The sequence below is a fragment of the Tumebacillus lacus genome (genome assembly GCF_026410385.1).
GTDB classification, from domain to species: Bacteria; Bacillota; Bacilli; order Tumebacillales; family Tumebacillaceae; genus Tumebacillus; species Tumebacillus lacus.
Window position 1 is genome coordinate 54978 of the sequence record NZ_JAPMLT010000002.1, and the last position, 19544, is coordinate 74521.

Genomic DNA, 19544 nt, shown 5'->3' on the forward strand with positions numbered 1-19544 from the left:
CTCATTGTGCAAAAAGCCGGCTCCCTTGTGGGTAGCCGGCTTTTTCTGCTCACACGTCACACAGCGGCAGTGAGACGGTCACTTCGGTGCCCACGCCCGGGGTGCTGTGATACTGCGCCTTGCCGTTCATCGACTCGATGATCCGCAGCGACACCATCGTGCCAAGGCCGGTGCCTTTGTCTTTGGTCGTGTAAAACAGCGATCCGAGCCTCGCGAGCTGATCTTTGGACATGCCTTTGCCCGTGTCGTGGATGGTGATCACCGCCATGCCCTTTTCCTCGGCGAGGCAGACCTGCACGAGGCCGCCGGTGGGCGTGGCCTCGATGGCGTTTTTTACGAGGTTGATCAACGCCTGTTTGAGCTGGTTTTTATCGGTCCGGATGTACAGCCCGTCGAGCGGACAACACTCGACTTCGACACCGTTTTTCATGCCGTAGGAGTACAGGAGCGTCACCACCTCGTTCACCACGTCGACAACATGCAGCACCGCGACTTTTTGCATCTGCGGCTTGGCAAAGTTCAGATAGTCGTTGATGATCGACTCAGCCCGCCCCAGTTCGCTCAAGATCAACTGCGTGTAGCCGCGATGCTTCTCATTTTGCTCCTCGTTCATGATCTGCAAAAATCCTTTGACCACCGTGAGCGGATTTCTCACCTCATGGGCTACCGAGGCGGCCAACTCCCCAAGGATGTTGAGCTTTTCCGCCCGCTGGATCTCTCGTCGCATCAAGTTGATCTCCCGCGTCCGTTCCGTCAGCGAGACGGCGAACCCCGCAGCGGCCGCCTGGAACAACGCAAACAGCACCAAGTTGACCGAGCCCTGCTCCATCGCACCGTTCCACCCGTGATACAAGAAGAACAGGCCAAACGGAAAGACGCAGGAAACCAACGAGATCCCCATCGCCGCGAGCACCCGTTGTCTGGGTCGCAACGTCTGGAACTTGCCGGCCAACAGAAAGTAAAATCCGGCGATCAACACCGCACCGACCATCCCGTAGGCCACCGCATCGCCGCCGAGCAACAGCCGGAACACGAGAATCACCGCCAGCACGATCCCGCTGGGCACAAGACCGCCGTACAAGAACGTCAGCAACAGCGGGACATACCGCAAATCCCAGTTAAAACCGTTCGCCTGTATCGGGAACGACATGCACAGCACCACGGCAGCCCCTTGCAGCGTGGCACATAAATACGGTCGGTACACACCGCCCCCTTCTCGCTTTTCAAAAAAGATCGTGTAGAGAAAAAGCGGACAGAGGACGATCAACGTATGCAATAGGAGCTTTTCAGCCAATTTCGCGCCTCCTAAGAATAGGGCTTCGTTTTTTTCTTGTTAATTCGACCTGAAACCTCTCAATTCCTACTTGATAGTTACACCGGAAAAGAGCGCAAGATTTGAAAAGAAAGGGAAGAGCTGAATCATTATAATGGAAAAGGAGCCTGACGCGGCTCCGGGAGAGGAGCCTTGTCGAAGATGAAAATGAAAGAACTGGGAGCCCTGGTCTTATTGGCGTCCATGTGGGGCGCTTCCTTTTTGTTTATGAAAGTGGCTGTGGCGGAACTGGGGCCCCTCGTGACCAGTGCCGTGCGCGTGTTGCTCGCAGGCCTTGCCCTGCTGGCCTATGCCCTCCTGATCGGGAGCCGGCCGGATCTTTTGAGTCGTTGGAAACAATATCTCCTGCTCGGCGCGATCAATGCCGCCCTGCCGTTTGCGCTGATCTGCGCGGCGGAGCTCCATCTGGCCGCTTCGCTGGCAGCGATCCTCAATGCGACGACGCCGCTGTTTACCGCGCTGGTGGCGCTGGGCTGGCTGCGCGAGCCGATCGGCTGGCGAAAAGGCGCAGGACTGTTGCTCGGCGTGTTCGGCGTCTCGATCCTCGTCGGCTGGCACCCCGATTCGCTGGAGTCGGGCAGTGCCTTTTACACCGCCGCCGGGCTGAGCCTGCTCGCCGCGCTCTCCTATGCGTTTGGCGGCATCTACGCGTCGCGGACGTTCACCGGCACCGCATCGCTCGACCTCGCCGTCGGCCAACAACTGGCCGCGAGCGTGTGGCTCGTGCCCGTCGCGCTGGTGACGCTGCCGGAGCACCTGCCGTCGATGGCGACGGTGTGGTCGGTGCTCGCTCTGTCGCTGCTGTGCACCGCGGTCGCGTATCTCCTGTATTTTTTCCTGCTCCAAAGCGTCGGTCCGGTCAAGACGCTCAGCGTCACGTTCTTGGTCCCGCTCTTCGGCGTGGTCTGGGGGACGATCTTCCTGAACGAGAGCCTTTCGATGAACACGCTGCTCGGGCTGATCGTCATCTTCGTGAGCATCCTGATGGTCACCCTTCAGAAAAAGAAAAAACTCCTGCCGACTGCCTAGTCAGCGGGAGTTTTTTCTTAATACACGGAATAAGAATCAGTGAAACACAGTATAAGGAGTGGTTAACTGCAATGAAAGCTTATGACGTGATTATCATCGGCAGCGGGCACAACGCCCTGATCACCGCCGCCTATTTGTCGCGTGCCGGCCGCAGCGTGCTCGTGCTGGAGAAAAATGATCGTCCGGGCGGCTTTGTCCGCACCGAGGAATTGACGTTGCCAGGATTTTTACACGACACGTATTCGGCCGCGCATCCGCTGTTTTTGACAGGCAGCGCGTATGCGGATCTCGGAGCGGAGTTGGAAGCTCGCGGGCTGACGTACGTCAACACCGACCTGCCGACCGGCGTCTCGATGGAAGACGGTCAGACGGCCGTCTTGCCGCGTTCGTTTGAAGCCCTGATGGCAGAGGCGGAACGTCTCGCACCTGGCGACGGTGCCGCGTTGGCCGGGATGTTTGAGGAGCTGAACCCGTATGTGAACGACGTGTTTGGCTTGTTCAATCTCGACCTCGCCAGCCCGGAGGCCGCCCCGGTCATCCACCGCCTGATGCGGGAAGCGGACAGCGGCCGCTACACGCCTTTTGCCGCGTCGATGTTCTCGACCGCTCGCAACGCCGTCGCCCGCTTCAAGTCCCCGGTCATGCGTGCCATGCTCGCCCCGTGGGTCACCCACCTCGGCCGCACCCCGGACGAAGTCGGCAGCGGCGTCTGGGTCCCGCTCACCGCGATGGCCCTGATGGGCGGCGGCATGCCGATCCCCGTCGGCGGCAGTGAAAGGCTGGCGAAGTCGTTGGCGCAGTTGGTCACCGACAACGGCGGCGTGATCGTGACAGGCACGGCTGTGAAGAAGATTTTGGTGGAGAATGGCCGTGCGGTGGGCGTGAAGACAGCGGGTGGCGAGAAATACAAAGCGTCGCAGGCGGTCGTGGCATCGACAGGGCCGGATCAACTGTATTTGGAATTGCTCGCCGACACCGAGATCGCGCCTCCCCTGCGCAAACAGGCGAGCGAATATCGCTACGGCCGCGGCTGCGTGCAGATCCAACTGGCATTGAGCGAACCGCCGAAATGGGGGGATGCACGATTTGACAAGATCGGGCAGCCGCATCTCACCGACGGGCTGAACGGGTTTACAATGGCCATCGCGCAAGGGATGGCCGATCTGCTCCCGGCCAAACCGACGTTTACGGTCGACTGCCCGACCAACCACGACCCGTCGCGTGCACCGGAAGGCAAGGCGATCATGCGAATTCAAGTGCTGGAGGTGCCGTGCCGCCCAGTGGGTGACGCGGCCGGGAAGATCGATGTCGGGGATGGCACGTGGACGGCCGATCTCACGGAAAGATTTACAGAGCGCGTCCTCGACATCGTGAGCCAACACATCCCGAACATCCCGAGCGCCGTGATCGGGAAACACGTCGTGACCCCGCGCACCATCGCGCAGTTCAACCCGAACGCAGGCCCCGGCGATCCCTACGGCGGCTCGCACGACCTCGCCCAGAGCTACCTCTTCCGCCCGCTCCCAGGGCAACCGAGCCATCAGACGGCGGTGCCGAATGTCTATATGCTCGGAGCGGCTACGTGGCCGGGGCATGGGATCAACGGCGGGTCGGGGTATATTGTGGCGCAGAAGTTGTTGTCCTTGTAAGACGAAAGGCTCCCTATTCAAAGGGAGCCTTTTTCTCATCCCGCCCCATACATCCCGAGCAGCACCACGCCCGCTGTCACCAGCATCGATGACACCACCCGCTTTTTCCCTTGCTGTTCGCGCAGCAGGAAAATACCGAGCAGCGTTCCAAACACCGTGCCGATCTCCCGCATCGGGGCCAATTGCGCCACTGGAGCCAGCTCCATGGCGAAGAGGAATAGCAGATACGATCCCGGAGCGAGCACGCCGCCGAGCAGGATCGTCTTCCAGTTCACCGTCCACTCCCGCCGGATCGCGCCCGAACTGACGGCTGCGTAGGTCAGGGCGAGGAGGTTGCCGACGTTGGTCGCGATGTTGAGCACGGCGGGGGTGACGTAGGCGAGCGTGACTTTGTCGAGCACGATGTAACTCGATGTGCAGAGCCCCACGGCTACGGCAAACAGCGGGGCTTTCAGGGAAGCGGAACAGCCGCGTTTGATCTCGCTGATCGAGAGGATGCCCGCCAGAATGCACAGCACCCCGAGCCAGCCGAACGCTGTCAGCGACTCGTTCAGCAACAGTACGCCGAGGATCGGCACCACCAACGGGCTCGTCCCGCGCATGATCGGGTACACCTGCGACAGATCGCCCAACGTGTACACTTTGGCGAGCATCAGCACATACACCCCGTGCAGCACCATCGTCGCCGCCAACCACGCATACCCGATGTCCGGGATGTCCGTTCGTTGGAGATCCATCACGACCCACGGCAGAAACACCACGATGGCAAACCACTGGCACCACCAGAGAAAGACGTTTTTATCCAGGCTCTTTTTCGTAAACAGGTTCCACGTCGCATGCGTGAACCCGGACAGCAAGACAAGCGTAATGGCAACGGTCATCTCACTCGGTCCATATCCGTTTAACCGTCGGTGGATTCTCGGTGAACGCAAGATGATAGACGTCCGGATTGGACAATGCGGCCCATTCTTCAAACCCGATGCGATCCTCGAAATGCTTCAGGATCAACGCCATCAAGTTCCCGTGCGTGACGATCACCACATTCCGCTCCTCGCCACGGACAACCTCATCGATCACGGCCACACCTCGCGACATGGCCACCCGGCTCGACTCTCCGCCTGGATAGCTCAGATCCAGATCACGGAACGTCTCGCGCAGCATCTCGTACCAGTCTGGATGATGGCCTTCGCACAAGACGCGTTCTGCCAATCGCTGGTCCTGAACCGTTTCCATCCCCAACCGCTGCGCCAAAGGTTGGATCGTCTGCCGGGTTCGGACAAAGGGACTTGTCCAAATCGCGGCGATCCCTTTGCCTTCTAAAAAATCAGCAAGCTTCTCCGCCTGCGCATTTCCTTCGTCTGTCAGTTTCGCCTCTGCGGACTGACCTTCTGCTTTGCAATGTCTGATCAGATAGACGTTCATGAAAATCCCCCTAAATCTGGTATTGCGCTGCTTTTCCTTATCTTAAAGGATCGACTGACTGCATGGATACCTTTTTTACGCAAAGCAAAACAGCACCCGCCCGGTAGGCAGGTGCTGTTCTCGTTTACAGGTGGAATCTCTGGATCTTCTCATCCAACTTTTCAGCCATGCGAGTGAGAGAAGCGGCCGAACTCGCGATCTCCTCCAAGGCGGCCAACAATTGCTCGGTGGACGCCGAGATCGAGTGGGTGCCGGAAGCCGATTCATTTGTGGCCTGCTCGACCTGACGGAACGCTTGGACCACCGCTCCTGTGCCGTCCGACAGACCGCGCACCGCACCGGTCACATCTTGGACTTCCGACGTGACGTCCTGAACGGTCGTCTTGATCTGATCGAACAGTTCCCCGGTATGCTGCACCGCTTCGATCCCGCTCTGCACATCGGTGAGGCTTTGCTCCATCTGCCCGACCGACTGATCGAGCGTCTGCTGCACCAGGGAGATCGACCCGGTGATCTGTTGCGCAAATCCGGACGTCTGCTCGGCCAGCTTTCGCACTTCATCCGCGACCACGGCAAATCCTTTGCCTTGCTCCCCGGCGCGGGCTGCCTCGATGGCTGCGTTTAAGGCGAGCAGATTGGTCTGCCCGGCGATGGCGGTGATCGAAGCGACCAACGCGCCGATCTGATCTGTCTGGTCGCTCAAGGTCGTCATCGACGAAGCGGATCGGTTGACGCTGGTCTGGATCGACTGCATCTGCCGGATCGAGCGCGTGACCGCTTCGAACCCTTCCTGCGACAGATCGGACGCATTCCCAGCTCGCGATGCGACAGCCTGCGCCCGTGCCGCGATCTGCCCCACATCCTTCGCCATCCGTTCGACGACCGTCTGCGTCTGAGAGACGATTCCCATCTGCAGATCGGCGCCTTGGGTCAACTGCTCCAGCGTCAGGGCCGCATGCTGCACCGCCTGCTCCGACTCCGATGTGCCGGCGGTCAGTTGTTGCGAAGCGGCTGCCAACTCACTGGACGTATGGTTCACATCGAGCAGCAACTCGCGCAAATTGCCGAGCATCAGATTGAAATGTTGGGCCAACTCCCCGATTTCATCCTGTGATCGGACCGGCACTTCCACCGAAAGATCCCCTTCCCCGACCTTCCGGGTCTGCTGCGCAATCTCCAAGATCGGACGGCTGATCGAACGGGACACATAGATCACCACCGCTGCAGCCACAAGGATCAACAGCACGTTCACGAGCGCCATCAGCGGCAATTTTTCACTCATCACTCGTTTGCTGATCTCCTCCACTCGATCTGCACCCGTATCCACGCCCAAAATGCCGATCACTTTCCCGGACCCGTCACGGATCGGAACGAACGCAGACAGATAATCCCCGTATTCCTCATCGTGCACGACCGGAGTGGTGCTCGTCCCGCCTTCCAAGACGGCGCTCACGTCTTCAAACGTCGTTGCAGTTGTCGGCGCGCCGATCTCGGAGGCCACGTCCGAGCCTTTCGGTTGCCCGTCGATCAGGATGGTCAGCTTTTTGTTTTCCGCGGCCAGGGTGTACACATACAAGGAGCCGTTCTTCTCTCTCCACTCATTCAACTGATTGCGTACTTTCCAATACCGCTCATCTTCTTGCGGATCGGCCAAGAAAGCCGTATATGCCTCCTGATCGATTGAGTTCGCGATCCGCTCCGCCACGCTCACCGTGTATTCAGAAATCGTCGACTCCACAGTATCCATCATCGTTTTGTACGTAAACAAGCCGTTGGCCACCACGACGACCAAGAGAATCAACATCATGGGGACGATGATCTTCGTCCGTATGCTTCGCTGTTTTTTCATGGTGACTGACATCGACCTCCTGTATTTCTGTGGCTGTACCAAGCTCCTTTCTACAAATATATATCCAACTTTTTGACCTGTCTATACAAATTCTATTATGATAAAAATGGTAAGTTATCTCGATTTGATAATTTGTAACTAATCGGTTTAACAGATTCTTTTTCAGATCATAACCGTGTGGAGGCTGCGACACCTGATCCTCGTCTATGCGGAACATCAGGTGGTAAACTTGCATACTGTATACAAACAAGATTCTTCAGTCCACAAAAAACATTCGGGAGGAATGAACATGACACTTCGTATTAACAAGTCCGCCTACACCATGCCCGTCTATTCCGACTACGGCATGCCGAGTTGGGGGACGAAGGTCGGGGATATCTATGTGGGGGAACTGTACACGGAACAAGGCTTTTTCAGCGAAGGGAACTCCGCGATGTCGATCAGTTTTTATTCGCCGAACGGTTGGAAGGGTGGGTATATCAAGTATGAGCACTGGTCGAGATCCGGCGCCGCAAATAAAGCGTTCTCCTCTTCCTATGACCTCGGCACCCAAGCAGACGGCTATGAGTTTAAAGTCAAACTCCGCCAGTGCCGGATCTTCTCAGGTGAAAACCATGTCGCGACGATCTATCCCGGTGACTTCATCGTGACGGACGGCTATTCCAGCAGCGGCTCCAAACACCCCTATCGACTCAGCATCAAAGGATACCGAAAAGCAGGCTCCGCTTTCACCACATCGGTCACGAACGGTTGGTGCGACACGGATATTGAACTCGGCTATTCGATGCATACGGAATGTACGCTGGAAGGCACTTGGTAACGCGCGCTCTCTGCCAGACATTGAAAAGGCGGCTGACACTTCCTGTCAGCCGCCTACACTGGATTTCAATTTAGTTCTTTTTCTCCATGACTGCGAAGTAATTTTCTTCATCATCCGCAAAGTTAAAGACTCTCCCGGACGGCAGATCGACCACTTCTCCGACTGTGATCTCTTTCTTGACTAAGTCACTGCGAAACGCATCGAGGTCTTTCGTGAAAAACATGAGCGAAGGCGTGCCCAGATGCAAGCCGGGAGACATTTTGGCGATCACTTCTTTATCGTGCAGAATGAGGCTCGTTTCTGCGCCCTCCGGAGCGATTTCGATCCATCTCATGTGATCGTTCTTCTCTTCCGAAATCACGCGGAACCCCACTTTTTCTGTCCAAAACTTCACGGCCGCATCTTGATTGTTTACATACAACATCACTTGTCCGAGCTTGCTGATCATCGACGTTTCACTCCCTGATAAAAAATAGAATTCTGCTACTTCACCATGCCTACCTTTTCAATCGCTTGTTCTTCTGTCGGCAGGAAAAAGATATCGCTCCCGCCGTTGCTTTCATAGATGAAGTCCTGGAGGGCTCGGCTTGTATACGCGGAAAAGTCACCGACAATCGCGAGCTTCACGCGATAATTGATGAACTTCTGCAGGATCTCGCCTGCAAGTCGTGTTTTCAAATCGAAAAACGCTTCGCTCAGTGCGGATTTGTGGATGACGATCCGGTCACAGTCTGCTTCATATCGCACGGTCGCCATCAGATCCAAGGCCGACTGGACATCCTGTATCAAGATCTCGCTGCTGTGTACGACGGCAATCGTTCTTCCGCCCGATTCTCTTTTTGAGATTTCCATTATCACCCTCCCCATTTACCTTATTCAAACATAAAAAGCCCCCCTTCGCAAAGGGGGACTCACATCCTGAATGTCCGATCATGCGATCTCTACTGTTCCTGTCTCACCAACCGTGCCACGCACTCGACATGAAACGTGTGCGGGAACATGTCCACGGGCTGAACCTCGACGGTCTTGTACCCGTGTTGTTCGAGGTATTGCAGGTCTCTCGCCAGTGTGGACGGGTTGCAGCTGACGTACACGACGCGGTCGAGCTGCATCGCGGCGATCGTCTCCAGCAGGCGTTCGTCGCAGCCTTTGCGGGGCGGGTCGACGACGAGCACATCGGGCTTGATGCCTTCTTCGTGCCATTTCGGGATGACGGTCTCCGCCTCGCCGACTTCGAAGCGGGCGTTGGTCAGGCCGTTCAACGCGGCGTTCTTTTTCGCGTCTTCAATCGCTTCCGGGACGATCTCGACGCCGTAGACTTCCTTCGCTTTTTTCGCGAGGAAGAGGGAGATCGTGCCGATGCCGCAATAGGCGTCGATGACCGTTTCCGCGCCGGTCAGTTCGGCGTACTCCAGCGCCTTGCCGTAGAGCACTTCCGTCTGCACCGGGTTGACCTGGAAGAACGACCGGGCCGAGATCTCAAACTTGATATCGCCGATGGTGTCGGTGATCGAGTCTTTGCCCCAGAGCGTGATCGTTTCGCGGCCGAAGATGACGTTGGTCTGCTGCGTGTTGACATTCTGCACGATGCTCACCAGATGCGGCACTTTGGCCCGCAGGCGGTCAACCAGCGCTTCGACGTTTTGGATCTTGCGGCCGTTGGTCACGAGCACGACCATCGTCTCGCCGGTGTGGAACCCGACGCGGCCGATGATGTGGCGGACGAGGCCTTTGCCGGTCTGCTCGTCATACGATTTGATCCCGAGTCCTTGCAGAATCTCCTTAGTCGTGTGCACGATGTCGTCGTTGTACGGATGCTGGATGCCGCACGACTGCATCTCAATGATGTCGTGCGTACGCGGCGCGTAGAAGCCGACGGCCAGCCGTCCGTCGATCTCGCCGAGCGGGACTTGCGCTTTGTTGCGGTACTCCCACGGGTTGTCCATGCCGAGCGTGTCGTGGACGGTGACGTCGTCCATGTTCAACTTGCCGATGCGGGTGAGAGCATCGACGACGGTCTGCTTTTTATGGCGCAGTTGCGCCTCGTAGGTCATGTGCTGGAGCTGGCAGCCGCCGCAGCGGTGGAAGATCGAGCACGGCGGTTCGGCGCGGTCGGTGCTTCCCGACAAGACGTCGATCAGCCGCCCGTTGGCGTACGTTTTCTGGGTGCGCACGATCTTGACTTTCACCCGTTCGCCGGGCAGAGCGCGCGGCACAAAGACGGTAAATCCGTCGACTTTCCCCACACCTTCGCCTTCGTGGCCGAGGCCGTGGATGTCGATCTCGTAGTATTCGTTTTTCTGTACCGGGATCGGCGTTTTGATTTTTGACATGCTCTATCTCCTTAACTATGCGAGACGATGCGGTCGCGACAGAGCGTCGCTTGGTCTCGCCAGGTATCGATGCGTGCAAGAAGTTTGTCGTCCGCGCCGCCTGCGCTGCGGATGTTGGCGAGGGCGATCTCCGTGATGCCCATGACGGCGGCGTGACCTAGGAAAGCGACGACGCGCAGGTCGCTGTGCAGATGCACCGGGACGTGCGGAGTCAACTCGTCGGTCTGCCGCAGCAGTTTCACGATGTGGCCCGCGATTTTCGCCGGGGACCCGACGTCGTGACGGACGCAGGCGGCCCGCTCGCCTTGGATGATCTTTTGCGCTTCGTAGACGTCCGCTTCGCCGTAGTCGAGCAGGGTCTGACGCAGCGCGAGGATCTCGGCCAGCCGTTGGTCCAGGTCTGCTACACCCTCCCCTTTTTTCTCCAGACGATTGCGCGTGACGCGGGTGATCAGTTCGAGGAGCGAGGCGGACAGCGCCGCACACAGCGCGACGACGGTGCCGCCTGCCGGGCTCGGCACGTCCGGGTGCGCGATCCAGTCGCACAAGCTTGGCATCGGTTCATCGACGAAGCGTCCCTGTCTGATTCGGTTCATGTTGCCTCGACTCCCTTCTCTTGGAAAAAGTATGCCCGGTTAGCGTCCGACCAACACGTTCAGGTGATGCTTGAGACAACGGAAGCTTTGCGGCAGGACGCCGCCGTACTCGCCGTCGAGGTTCAGTTCGACCGTCTCCGGGCTTTGCACGGTGAGCAGATCGGTCTGGAAATAGATCACGCGGTCGCTCTGCAGATGCTCGCCGCGCACCGCCATCGTGGCGAGGTGCACCAATTCCGGCAAGGTGCATGGCTTGACGAGGATGACGTCAAACACGCCGTCGTTCAGCGACGCTTGCGGAGCGAGCTTTTCAAAGCCGCCGACGGAGTTGCTGTTGGCGATCAGGCAGAGCATCGTCTTGCCTTCAAAGTCAAAGTCGGGCGAAGTGATGTCGAGGTGGATCGGTTTGAGCCTGGGCAGTTTCTCCAGCCCTTTTACATAGTAGGCGAGCTGGCCGAGGTGCGTTTTCAGCTTGCTCGACACTTCATAGGTGATCTCGGTCATCCGGCCGCAGCCTGCGATGTTGATAAAATACCCGCTGCCCGCCAGTCCCACGTCCATCGGGATGGCGTTGCGCTGGTTGATGATCTCGCATGATTTTTTCCAATCGCGGGGCAGGTTCAACGCGCGGGCGAGGTCGTTGGTGGTGCCGGACGGCAGGATGCCGAGGGTGGGGCGGTTCTCCATGATGGAGAGGCCGTTGATCACCTCGTTGATCGTGCCGTCGCCACCCGCCGCAAAGACGTAGTCAAACTCGTCGAGGCAGGCCTGTTTCGCCGCTTCGGTCGCTTCGTTTTGAGCGTGGGTCATGAAGGTCGAAACTTCATAGCCGCCTCTCTCCAGCGTGTCGAGGATGCTCGGCAGATTGCTTTTAAATGCTTCCCGACCTGAAGTCGGGTTGTAGATCAGACGCGCGCGCGGTCTGCGCATACGCGACACCTCCGTTGTGTGACGGGAAAAATTTCTCATGAAAAACCCCAAGCCGGGCTTGGGGTCTCATGGGTTTACCCTTGGATGCGTTCGAGGATGAGCTTGTTGACGAGGGCCGGGTTGGCCTGGCCTTTGGTCGCTTTCATGCATTGGCCGACCAATGCCCCGAGGGCTTTCTCTTTGCCCGCTTTGTAATCCTCGACCGATTTGGCGTTGTTCGCCAGCACTTCTTCGACGATCTTCGCGATCGCGCCTTCGTCGGAGATCTGCACGAGGCCTTTTTCCTTGACGATGACGGCCGGGTCGTGGCCCGTTTCCAGCATGTCTTTGAAAACAGACTTGGCGATCTTGGTCGAGATCTGACCGTCCTGGATCATCTTGATCATCGCGCCAAGGTGCTCCGGCGTGATCTGCGTCTGGTGGATCTCGAGGTTGTTGTGGTTGAGATAGGCGAGCAGGTCGCCCATGATCCAGTTGGAGACCGTTTTGGCCTCTGCGCCGCTCGCCACGGTCGCTTCAAAGAAATCGGCGACGCGCTTGGAGGCGGTGAGCACGTCCGCGTCGTAGGACGGCAGCCCGTATTGCTCGATGTAGCGGGCTCTGCGCTCGCCCGGCAGCTCCGGGATCGTGGCGCGGATCGAGGCGATCCAGTCGGCGTCGATCTCCAGTTGGACAAGGTCCGGCTCCGGGAAATAGCGATAGTCGTGCGCGTCTTCTTTGGTGCGCATGACCAGCGTCTTTTTCGCCGCATCGTCCCAGCGAAGAGTCGATTGCTGGATCTCCTGACCGGCTGCAAGGATCGCTTCTTGGGCGGCTTGCTCATATTCCAGCGCCTTTTGGACGTTGGAGAAGGAGTTCATATTTTTCAACTCGCGCTTGGTGCCGAACTGTTCCCGGCCCCACGGTCGCAAGGAGATGTTCGCGTCACAACGCAGAGAGCCCTCTTCCATCTTGCAGTCGGAGATCTCGCAGTATTGCATGATCGCTTTTAATTTTTCCAAGTACGCCTTGGCTTCTTCCGGGGTGCGGATGTCCGCTTCGGAGACGATCTCGATCAGCGGCACGCCGACGCGGTTGAAGTCGACCAGCGTGGAGGAGCCGTCTGCGGCGTGGCTCGATTTGCCCGCGTCTTCTTCGAGGTGGACGCGGTTGATGCGGATGCGCTTGGTCTCGCCGCCGACTTCGATCTCGATCCAGCCGTGTTCGCCGACCGGCTTGTCAAACTGGGAGATCTGGTACGCTTTCGGCGAGTCGGGATAAAAGTAGTTTTTGCGGTCAAATTTGGACTCGCTGTTGATCGTGCAGTTGAGCGCCAGCGAGGCTTTGATCGCTTTGTTCAACGCCTCCCGGTTGAGCACCGGCAGGACGCCCGGGTGGCCGAGGCAGATCGGACAGACGTTGGTGTTCGGAGGAGCCCCGAACTCCGTCGAGCACCCGCAAAAAATCTTCGAATGGGTGTTCATCTCGACGTGGACTTCAAGGCCGATGATCGTTTCATAGGTGGAAGTGGTCGCCGTCATGTCTGTTCCCTCCTCCTTACAGCATGGCCCGCGGCATCGCACCGCGTGCAGTTTCGTACGCGTGGGCGACGCGCAGGAGCGTCGTTTCATCAAATGCCTTGCCGATCAATTGCAGGCCGACCGGCAGCCCGTCCGCGAGACCGCACGGCACGGAGATCGCCGGGATGCCCGCGAGGTTGACCGGGATGGTGTAGATGTCGTTGAGGTACATCGTCACCGGATCTTCGACTTTGGCGCCGATTTTGAAGGCGGTGGTCGGAGCGGTCGGGGAGAGGATGACGTCGTAGGATGCAAAGACGTGGTCAAAGTCTTGTTTGATCAAGGTGCGGGTCTTCTGCGCGCGCAGGTAGTACGCGTCGTAATAGCCGGACGACAGCGCGTAGGTGCCGAGCATGATCCGGCGTTTGACTTCTTCGCCAAATCCTTGGGCGCGGGTCTGCTTGTACATCTCGACGAGCGTGTCCGCCTCGGTGCGCACGCCGTAGCGGACGCCGTCAAAGCGAGCCAGGTTGGACGACGCTTCGGCCGGGGCGATCAGGTAATAGGCGGCCAGCGCGTATTTGGTGTGCGGCAGGGAGACTTGGCCGACGGTTGCACCGAGGCTTTCGAGGACCCGAATCGCCTTTTCCACCTCGGCGCGGACGGCCGGGTCGAGACCTTCTTCAAAGTACTCGCTCGGCAGCGCGATGCGCAGACCTTTGATGTCGCCGGTCAGCGCGTCGAGGTAGCGGGGCACGGCGACGTTCGCCGACGTGGAGTCGTGCGGGTCGTGGCCTGCGATCGCCTGCAAGACGACGGCAGCGTCCTCGACGGTCTGCGTGAACGGGCCGATCTGGTCGAGCGACGACGCGTACGAGATCAGTCCGAAGCGGGAGACGAGGCCGTAGGTCGGCTTGAGGCCGACGACGCCGGTGTAGGCGGCCGGCTGACGGATCGAGCCGCCGGTGTCGGAGCCGAGCGCAAACAGCACCTGTCCCGCCGATACGGCCGCTGCGGAGCCGGACGACGAGCCGCCCGGCACGCGCTCCAGATCCCACGGGTTGTGCGTCGGGAAGTAGCCGGAGTTTTCACCGGACGAGCCCATGGCAAATTCGTCCATGTTGGTCTTGCCGACGAGCACATAGTTTTCTTTGTTGAGCCTGTCCACGGCGGTCGCGTCGTAGGCGGACGTGTAGTTCGCCAGGATCTTCGAAGCGGCGGTGGTCGGCAGGCCTTTGGTGTTCAGGTTGTCCTTGATCGCGCCGGGGATGCCGAACAGCAAATGCGAGAGGTCGCCCGTTGCGCTGCGCTGGCGGATGTCGTGGACTTGTTCATCCAGCGCTTTTGCACGTTCCATCGCTTCTTCCGCCGCGATGTGCAGGAACGCTTTTATTTTCCCGTCCGTCGCTTGGATGCGCTCCAGAGAAGCGGCGGCCAGTTCGGACGGTTTGATTTCTTTGGAGATGATCTTTGTATGTAACTCGCGGATCGAGGCGTTCAGTAAAGACATTGATTATCCCTCCATGACAGCAGGCACGCGGAATTGGCCATTCTCTTGATCGGGCGCATGGGAGAGAGCTTCCTCTTGGCTCAACCACTCGCGGGACACGTCCTCGCGCAGCACGTTCTTGAGCGGCTGCGGGTGCGTGGTCGGTGCCACGTTCTCGACGTCCAACTCTTGGAGTTCCTGAGCGAAATGCAAGATCTTGCCGAGCGTGTCGGCCATCTTCCCTTTCTCTTCCTCGGAAATCGCCAGACGGGACAGATTGGCGATATGCTCAACTTCTTTGATGGTGATGCTCATGTTGACACCTCCGTACCTGTGTGACATGCATCTTGCAATTATAGCATATAGGCATTTTTACCAGCAACTTGGGGGCGGAGATCGTCATCCCGCCCTCGTCACCTTCCACTCGCTCACCGCATCCGGCTGTTGCACCAGCTCAAAACTCAGCGGTCGCTCCGTGTCGTAGTACCCCTCGGCGAGCCACTCGTAGACCACGGCTTGCACCTTGCCCCCTTTGACCGCTCCGATCTCGTAGGAGTAGAACGTCCCCGGCGCCGCTGTGACCGCCGCTTGGTTCGCACCTTTTCCTACATATAGTTTCGCCCCTGCCGCATCCCCGATCTGCAGCGAGGACAAAAACGCTTCCACCGTCTCTTGCGGGGTATCTGCCCGTTGCAAGGTGCGCTCTTCGGCGCGGACAAACTCAAACACGGGGCTCTCTCCCGGTTTGCGGGTGTAGCGGTGCAGGCGGATCACCTCGCGAAACGGGGTGGTCGCTTTCTGCTCGATCCACGCATCGCCGCGCCCGATCCGCCGAATGCCTGTATAGCCGTGAAAGCCGGTCAGCGCATTGTCTGCCGCTTCCCAGATGTGCATGTGCGGCACGTCGTGCTCCTCCCAGAACACGAGCACTTCCGGGCGGCCGTCGCGGTTGATGTCGACCACTTCGACGCGCAGGCCGTTGTCCGGGTAGACTTCTTGGAGCAGGATCGCACCGGTGGCGGACGTCACGCGCAGGTGGCCGCACTGGTTGGTAAAATACGTCTGCACCGTATCCAGCCGACCATCATGGTCAAAGTCTGCCGTCTCCAGTTGCAGCGGCAAAGGCAGCGTCTCCGTGCACGCGCCGAGCGCGTCGACTTTGGGATAGCGAAAGAAGATCTGATGCGTCCGCCCCGATTTTCTGATGTGCAACCAGCCGTCCGGCTCGGTATCCGGCACGACGATGCGGCCGTTTTGGATCTGCACGACGCGGGCGAACGGCAGCGGGTACACGTCGCCGGTCAGATCGGTTTGCAGCGGCGTGCATTCGATCAGCATCCGCGTCCCACTGCTTCCTTCTTTCATTTGAAACGGCAACGGCGTCTCCTCCACCAACCCAAGCCACTGTCCGTTCACTCGCACCGATGCGCCGAAGAGATGATCTGGCATCACGAGAAATTCCATACCCTTGCACCTCCGATCTGTGTCTCGATATCGTATGCGAAGATTGGGCAGAAAGCGCACGGGAGAGCGGGTTTTTAAAAGGGGTTAAAATTTCAATATATCAGAATGGATCACAGATAGGAAACGTTGTTAAATATATTAAATTAATGAATTCAAGAGAGAATCAGCCGCAAACACAGAATAGTTCGATTATTGGATATTTTACAGTTTGAATGTTCAGAATTTTTCGTTGTATGATGGACTCAGGAAACAAATTCACCCACTCTCACTGAAGGAGGTGCCATCAACAAATGAAAATCACCGTGAAAAAAGTTGAGAAACTCGCTCCGCTGATGATCGTACCGCACGCTTCCTAATGTAAGTGAACAGGGGTTTCACGGGTCGTGTTGTGGTTCCCACAGCACGGCCCCTTTCCCATTAGATCCGGATGGAGGTGCGACGATGCAACCGACGTTTAAACCGATTCTGAAGCCGCTGATGCGAAACGGCGATGTCCTGCGCATCGGGTTCGAACGCGAGGTGTACGAACTCGAAGACGCGGACGGCGCGATCGAACGTTTTTTGACCGCATTGGACGGGACTCTTTCTATAGAAGAAATCGCCGCTTTACACGACTTGAGCACAGACGAGGTGCGTGACGCGCTGGCGACTTTTGACGAACTGGGATTTCTCGATGATAAGTCTGCGGTGAGCGACCGGATGACCGACCGCGACCGTGAGCGCTACCGGGCCAATCTGACCTATTACTCCAATTTCTCCAAGTTGGAGCACAGCCCCGCCGTCTACCAGCAGCGCGTGCAAGACGCGACGGTCGCCGTGCTGGGTCTTGGCGGTGCCTCGCTGATCGCCGCTGCGCTGGCGGGGCTTGGTGTCGGCAAGATCATCGGCCTCGACTGCGACCAGGTGGAGCTGAGCAATCTCAACCGCCAGTTCGTCTTTCGCGAAGACGACATCGGCAAGCTGAAAACGGACGCGGTCGCCGAGCACCTGCACCGCTTGAACCGGGACATCGAGGTGGTCACCCACAATCAACTCGTGACCTCGGCGGCGTCTCTGCTGCCGGTGCTGGAAGGGGCGGATCTCGTTGTCAACATGATCGACACGCCGAGCCTGATCTCGGCGCGCTGGGTCAACTCCGCCTGCGTGCATCTGGGCCTGCCCGTGCTGCTCGGCGGGATCGGCAATAACCGCGTGATGTACCAACGGTTTGTGCCGCATGAGCACGGATGCTACGACTGCTTCCTGATCCATTGTCTGCAACTGGATCAGACGGGCGAATTGGAACTGCGCGCGCTCTACGGGCAGGTGTTTGAAAATCGCAACACGGCGATGGCGCCGCACGTGGCGATGCTCAGCGGATTTATTTCCACGGAGGTCTCGAAACACTTTGCCGGATACGCGTCACCGATGCCGCCGTCGTCGTCGGTCGAGTTGGACTTGATCACGATGGAGTTGAAGCACAGCGGTCCGTGGCAGCGTTACGCCGAGTGCCCGACCTGCGGCGAAGCGCGTCATGCGCGGGAAGACATTGAGCCGGTCGAGTTGGATGCGCTGATCACCATCGCCAAAGAGAGGATGATGCAGCGATGAGCGATCTGGCAGTGACGTTGGACTCGAAACTGGACGTCTCCCACCTCTCGATCCAGCCCGACGGGGACGAGTACACCGTCGGCGACGTGGCGGCTGACGAATTTATCCGCATCCCGTATGAAGGGGTGGCCGCGATCCGGCTGCTCGACGGCACCCGCACGCTCGGCGAGGCGCAGGCGCATCTGCTGGCGAGTGAGGAGATCGAGGTCGATTTCCTCGACTTCGCCGAGACGCTGTTGGAGCTGAAGTTGGTGCGCAGCCTCGACGGGCAGATGCTGATCGAGGAGGCTCCGCAGGCGGCCGAGGCAAAGCTCGGATGGACGCAGCCGCTTGGAAACTTTCTATTTGGCAAAGGGGCGTTGGCTCTGTACGTGCTCTTTGCGGTCGCCAGCGTGGTGATGATCGCAGCACTCCCTTCGGTGCAGCCCCATTATCAGGACTTGTTTGTCTTCTCTTCCATCGGGGTCTCAATGCTGGTGCTGTTTGTCTGGACATGGGGGCTGTTGTTGCTCCACGAGGTCGGTCACATGTTGGCCGCGGCCGGAGCCGGTGCTCCCGTGCGGTTCAAGCTGAGCGTGCGCTGGATGTGGGTGGTCGTCGAGGCGGAGATGAACGGCCTGTGGGCGAAAAGTCGCAACGCCCGCTATGTGCCGTTCCTCGCCGGGATGTGCTGGGATACGACGGTGCTGTTCCTCTCCTTGCTGGTCCAACTGTGGCTTCCGGAGTCGGGTCTTTTGCATCGCTTGGCCGAGATGACCGCCTTGATGATGATCTATCAACTGTTTTCCCAACTGATGATCTTCCTGCGCACCGATCTGTATTTCGTGCTGATCACCGCCACCCACGCGGCCAATTTGTCCGGAGACGCGAAACTGTTCCTCAAGCGCACGTTCCTGCCCTCGACGGCGACCCGCGAGGCTTGGCAAGCACTCTCCCACGTCGAACGCCGTCACGCCACGTGGTTCGGTCTGCTCTACGGCGTCGCCGGTGCGGTCGTCGCCGGGCTGGCAGGACTGGTGATGATCCCGGCGATCCTCGACGCGGTCTCCCGCGCGTGGACGGAGGTCGCCTCGCACAGCGGTTCCTCGCTGCTGTTCTGGGACGGGATGCTGGTCTTGCTCGTGACGGCGGCCAATCTTGCGCTGTATGCGGCAGGCACTTGGTCCCGCTACAGAGGCGGACGCGTGCAACAAAAAGAAGCTGTCGAGTCCTAGGACCCGGCAGCTTTTTTATGTGCATCAGGTTTACGGCTTTGGATTGATCATCGTCCAGGAGATTCCCATATAGGCAAACACAAACACCAGCAAAAACACGTTGATAAAGATCCCCCACACGGCGTACTTTTTGCTCCGCTGCGGGATGAGCAGGCCGATCAGCCCCAGGACGATGCCGATGGGAGGGTAGCCGAACGAGTCGCCGAAGACCTGCTGGTTGACCTCCACATCGAACAGGATGCCGATCACCAGCACGAGCAGCAGCAGAAAGCCGATCCCGAGGGAGAGTCTGCTGCACAGACTTCCGATTTTACTGACCATCGCTCT

At 58.6% G+C, this 19544-nt stretch carries 19 protein-coding genes; 5 read left to right on the forward strand and 14 right to left on the reverse strand.

The genetic code is table 11. The annotated features are described in order from the left end of the window. Positions 1-49 precede the first annotated feature (49 nt). Positions 50-1294: an ATP-binding protein gene (locus tag OS242_RS04635; protein WP_267150488.1), complete on the reverse strand. Its 1245-nt coding sequence runs from the start codon at positions 1292-1294 to the stop codon at positions 50-52. Positions 1295-1474: 180 nt separating this feature from the next. Between OS242_RS04635 and OS242_RS04640 the strand changes: the two genes are divergently transcribed. Together OS242_RS04640 and OS242_RS04645 are read left to right on the forward strand one after the other, a co-directional pair. Further along, on the forward strand, positions 1475-2362 hold the full coding sequence (locus OS242_RS04640; RefSeq protein WP_267150489.1) for a DMT family transporter: 888 nt from the start codon (positions 1475-1477) through the stop codon (positions 2360-2362). Positions 2363-2433: 71 nt separating this feature from the next. After that, complete coding sequence (locus tag OS242_RS04645) at positions 2434-4011, forward strand: phytoene desaturase family protein (RefSeq protein WP_267150490.1); 1578 nt, start codon at positions 2434-2436, stop codon at positions 4009-4011. A gap of 35 nt (positions 4012-4046) precedes the next feature. Here OS242_RS04645 and OS242_RS04650 read toward each other — a convergent pair whose 3' ends face one another. From OS242_RS04650 to OS242_RS04660, 3 genes are all read right to left on the reverse strand, one after another. Further along, positions 4047-4892: an EamA family transporter gene (locus OS242_RS04650; protein WP_267150491.1), complete on the reverse strand. Its 846-nt coding sequence runs from the start codon at positions 4890-4892 to the stop codon at positions 4047-4049. 1 nt (position 4893) lies between these two features. Continuing rightward, on the reverse strand, positions 4894-5433 hold the full coding sequence (locus OS242_RS04655) for a histidine phosphatase family protein (protein ID WP_267150492.1): 540 nt from the start codon (positions 5431-5433) through the stop codon (positions 4894-4896). 124 nt (positions 5434-5557) lie between these two features. Then, complete coding sequence (locus tag OS242_RS04660; RefSeq protein WP_267150493.1) at positions 5558-7294, reverse strand: methyl-accepting chemotaxis protein; 1737 nt, start codon at positions 7292-7294, stop codon at positions 5558-5560. Positions 7295-7571: 277 nt separating this feature from the next. Here OS242_RS04660 and OS242_RS04665 point away from each other — a divergent pair, with 277 nt between their 5' ends. After that, positions 7572-8102 carry a hypothetical protein gene (locus OS242_RS04665; RefSeq protein WP_267150494.1) on the forward strand — a complete coding sequence of 177 codons (531 nt, stop codon included), beginning with the start codon at positions 7572-7574 and terminating at the stop codon, positions 8100-8102. 70 nt (positions 8103-8172) lie between these two features. Here the strand turns inward: OS242_RS04665 and OS242_RS04670 are convergent, their stop codons facing one another. The 9 genes from OS242_RS04670 to OS242_RS04710 all read right to left on the reverse strand — a co-directional run bounded on the left by OS242_RS04670 (position 8173) and on the right by OS242_RS04710 (position 16413). Then, the gene (locus OS242_RS04670) at positions 8173-8550 is read right to left on the reverse strand and encodes a VOC family protein (RefSeq protein WP_267150495.1); all 378 of its coding nucleotides are present in this window, start codon (positions 8548-8550) and stop codon (positions 8173-8175) included. A gap of 35 nt (positions 8551-8585) precedes the next feature. Beyond that, positions 8586-8954, reverse strand: coding sequence for a DUF4180 domain-containing protein (locus OS242_RS04675; RefSeq protein WP_267150496.1), 369 nt, complete (start codon positions 8952-8954; stop codon positions 8586-8588). Positions 8955-9043: 89 nt separating this feature from the next. Next, complete coding sequence (rlmD, locus tag OS242_RS04680; RefSeq protein WP_267150974.1) at positions 9044-10426, reverse strand: 23S rRNA (uracil(1939)-C(5))-methyltransferase RlmD; 1383 nt, start codon at positions 10424-10426, stop codon at positions 9044-9046. Positions 10427-10446: 20 nt separating this feature from the next. Then, positions 10447-11031, reverse strand: a complete 585-nt coding sequence (locus OS242_RS04685; protein ID WP_267150497.1) for a cyclodeaminase/cyclohydrolase family protein — start codon at positions 11029-11031, stop codon at positions 10447-10449. Positions 11032-11070: 39 nt separating this feature from the next. Beyond that, positions 11071-11961 carry a diacylglycerol kinase gene (locus tag OS242_RS04690; protein ID WP_267150498.1) on the reverse strand — a complete coding sequence of 297 codons (891 nt, stop codon included), beginning with the start codon at positions 11959-11961 and terminating at the stop codon, positions 11071-11073. 74 nt (positions 11962-12035) lie between these two features. Then, positions 12036-13481: an Asp-tRNA(Asn)/Glu-tRNA(Gln) amidotransferase subunit GatB gene (gene gatB, locus OS242_RS04695; RefSeq protein ID WP_267150499.1), complete on the reverse strand. Its 1446-nt coding sequence runs from the start codon at positions 13479-13481 to the stop codon at positions 12036-12038. 16 nt (positions 13482-13497) lie between these two features. Further along, entirely contained in the window at positions 13498-14970 is a 1473-nt protein-coding gene (gene gatA / locus OS242_RS04700; RefSeq protein WP_267150500.1) for an Asp-tRNA(Asn)/Glu-tRNA(Gln) amidotransferase subunit GatA, read from the reverse strand. Positions 14971-14973: 3 nt separating this feature from the next. Then, positions 14974-15264 carry an Asp-tRNA(Asn)/Glu-tRNA(Gln) amidotransferase subunit GatC gene (gene gatC, locus OS242_RS04705; RefSeq protein ID WP_267150501.1) on the reverse strand — a complete coding sequence of 97 codons (291 nt, stop codon included), beginning with the start codon at positions 15262-15264 and terminating at the stop codon, positions 14974-14976. An 84-nt stretch (positions 15265-15348) separates the two neighbouring features. Continuing rightward, entirely contained in the window at positions 15349-16413 is a 1065-nt protein-coding gene (locus OS242_RS04710) for an FG-GAP repeat domain-containing protein (protein ID WP_267150502.1), read from the reverse strand. A 441-nt stretch (positions 16414-16854) separates the two neighbouring features. Here OS242_RS04710 and OS242_RS04715 point away from each other — a divergent pair, with 441 nt between their 5' ends. Both OS242_RS04715 and OS242_RS04720 read left to right on the forward strand, forming a co-directional pair. Further along, complete coding sequence (locus OS242_RS04715) at positions 16855-18003, forward strand: HesA/MoeB/ThiF family protein (RefSeq protein ID WP_267150503.1); 1149 nt, start codon at positions 16855-16857, stop codon at positions 18001-18003. After that, on the forward strand, positions 18000-19217 hold the full coding sequence (locus OS242_RS04720) for a hypothetical protein (protein ID WP_267150504.1): 1218 nt from the start codon (positions 18000-18002) through the stop codon (positions 19215-19217). Before OS242_RS04715 ends, OS242_RS04720 begins: the two co-directional genes overlap by 4 nt. 30 nt (positions 19218-19247) lie before the next feature. On the opposite strand, the gene OS242_RS04725 is transcribed toward OS242_RS04720, so the two are convergent. Next, positions 19248-19538, reverse strand: coding sequence for a hypothetical protein (locus tag OS242_RS04725; RefSeq protein ID WP_267150505.1), 291 nt, complete (start codon positions 19536-19538; stop codon positions 19248-19250). Positions 19539-19544 lie beyond the last annotated feature (6 nt).

Coding starts and splice junctions, on each gene's coding strand:
- OS242_RS04650 (WP_267150491.1), bottom strand. CDS start 4,892: ATGACCGTTGCCATTACGCTTGTCTTGCTGTCCGGGTTCACGCATGCG.
- OS242_RS04690 (WP_267150498.1), bottom strand. CDS start 11,961: ATGCGCAGACCGCGCGCGCGTCTGATCTACAACCCGACTTCAGGTCGG.
- OS242_RS04665 (WP_267150494.1), top strand. CDS start 7,572: ATGACACTTCGTATTAACAAGTCCGCCTACACCATGCCCGTCTATTCC.
- OS242_RS04670 (WP_267150495.1), bottom strand. CDS start 8,550: ATGATCAGCAAGCTCGGACAAGTGATGTTGTATGTAAACAATCAAGAT.
- OS242_RS04655 (WP_267150492.1), bottom strand. CDS start 5,433: ATGAACGTCTATCTGATCAGACATTGCAAAGCAGAAGGTCAGTCCGCA.
- OS242_RS04685 (WP_267150497.1), bottom strand. CDS start 11,031: ATGAACCGAATCAGACAGGGACGCTTCGTCGATGAACCGATGCCAAGC.
- gatB (WP_267150499.1), bottom strand. CDS start 13,481: ATGACGGCGACCACTTCCACCTATGAAACGATCATCGGCCTTGAAGTC.
- OS242_RS04675 (WP_267150496.1), bottom strand. CDS start 8,954: ATGGAAATCTCAAAAAGAGAATCGGGCGGAAGAACGATTGCCGTCGTA.
- OS242_RS04645 (WP_267150490.1), top strand. CDS start 2,434: ATGAAAGCTTATGACGTGATTATCATCGGCAGCGGGCACAACGCCCTG.
- OS242_RS04725 (WP_267150505.1), bottom strand. CDS start 19,538: ATGGTCAGTAAAATCGGAAGTCTGTGCAGCAGACTCTCCCTCGGGATC.
- OS242_RS04720 (WP_267150504.1), top strand. CDS start 18,000: ATGAGCGATCTGGCAGTGACGTTGGACTCGAAACTGGACGTCTCCCAC.
- gatA (WP_267150500.1), bottom strand. CDS start 14,970: ATGTCTTTACTGAACGCCTCGATCCGCGAGTTACATACAAAGATCATC.
- OS242_RS04640 (WP_267150489.1), top strand. CDS start 1,475: ATGAAAATGAAAGAACTGGGAGCCCTGGTCTTATTGGCGTCCATGTGG.
- OS242_RS04660 (WP_267150493.1), bottom strand. CDS start 7,294: ATGTCAGTCACCATGAAAAAACAGCGAAGCATACGGACGAAGATCATC.
- OS242_RS04710 (WP_267150502.1), bottom strand. CDS start 16,413: ATGGAATTTCTCGTGATGCCAGATCATCTCTTCGGCGCATCGGTGCGA.
- gatC (WP_267150501.1), bottom strand. CDS start 15,264: ATGAGCATCACCATCAAAGAAGTTGAGCATATCGCCAATCTGTCCCGT.
- OS242_RS04715 (WP_267150503.1), top strand. CDS start 16,855: ATGCAACCGACGTTTAAACCGATTCTGAAGCCGCTGATGCGAAACGGC.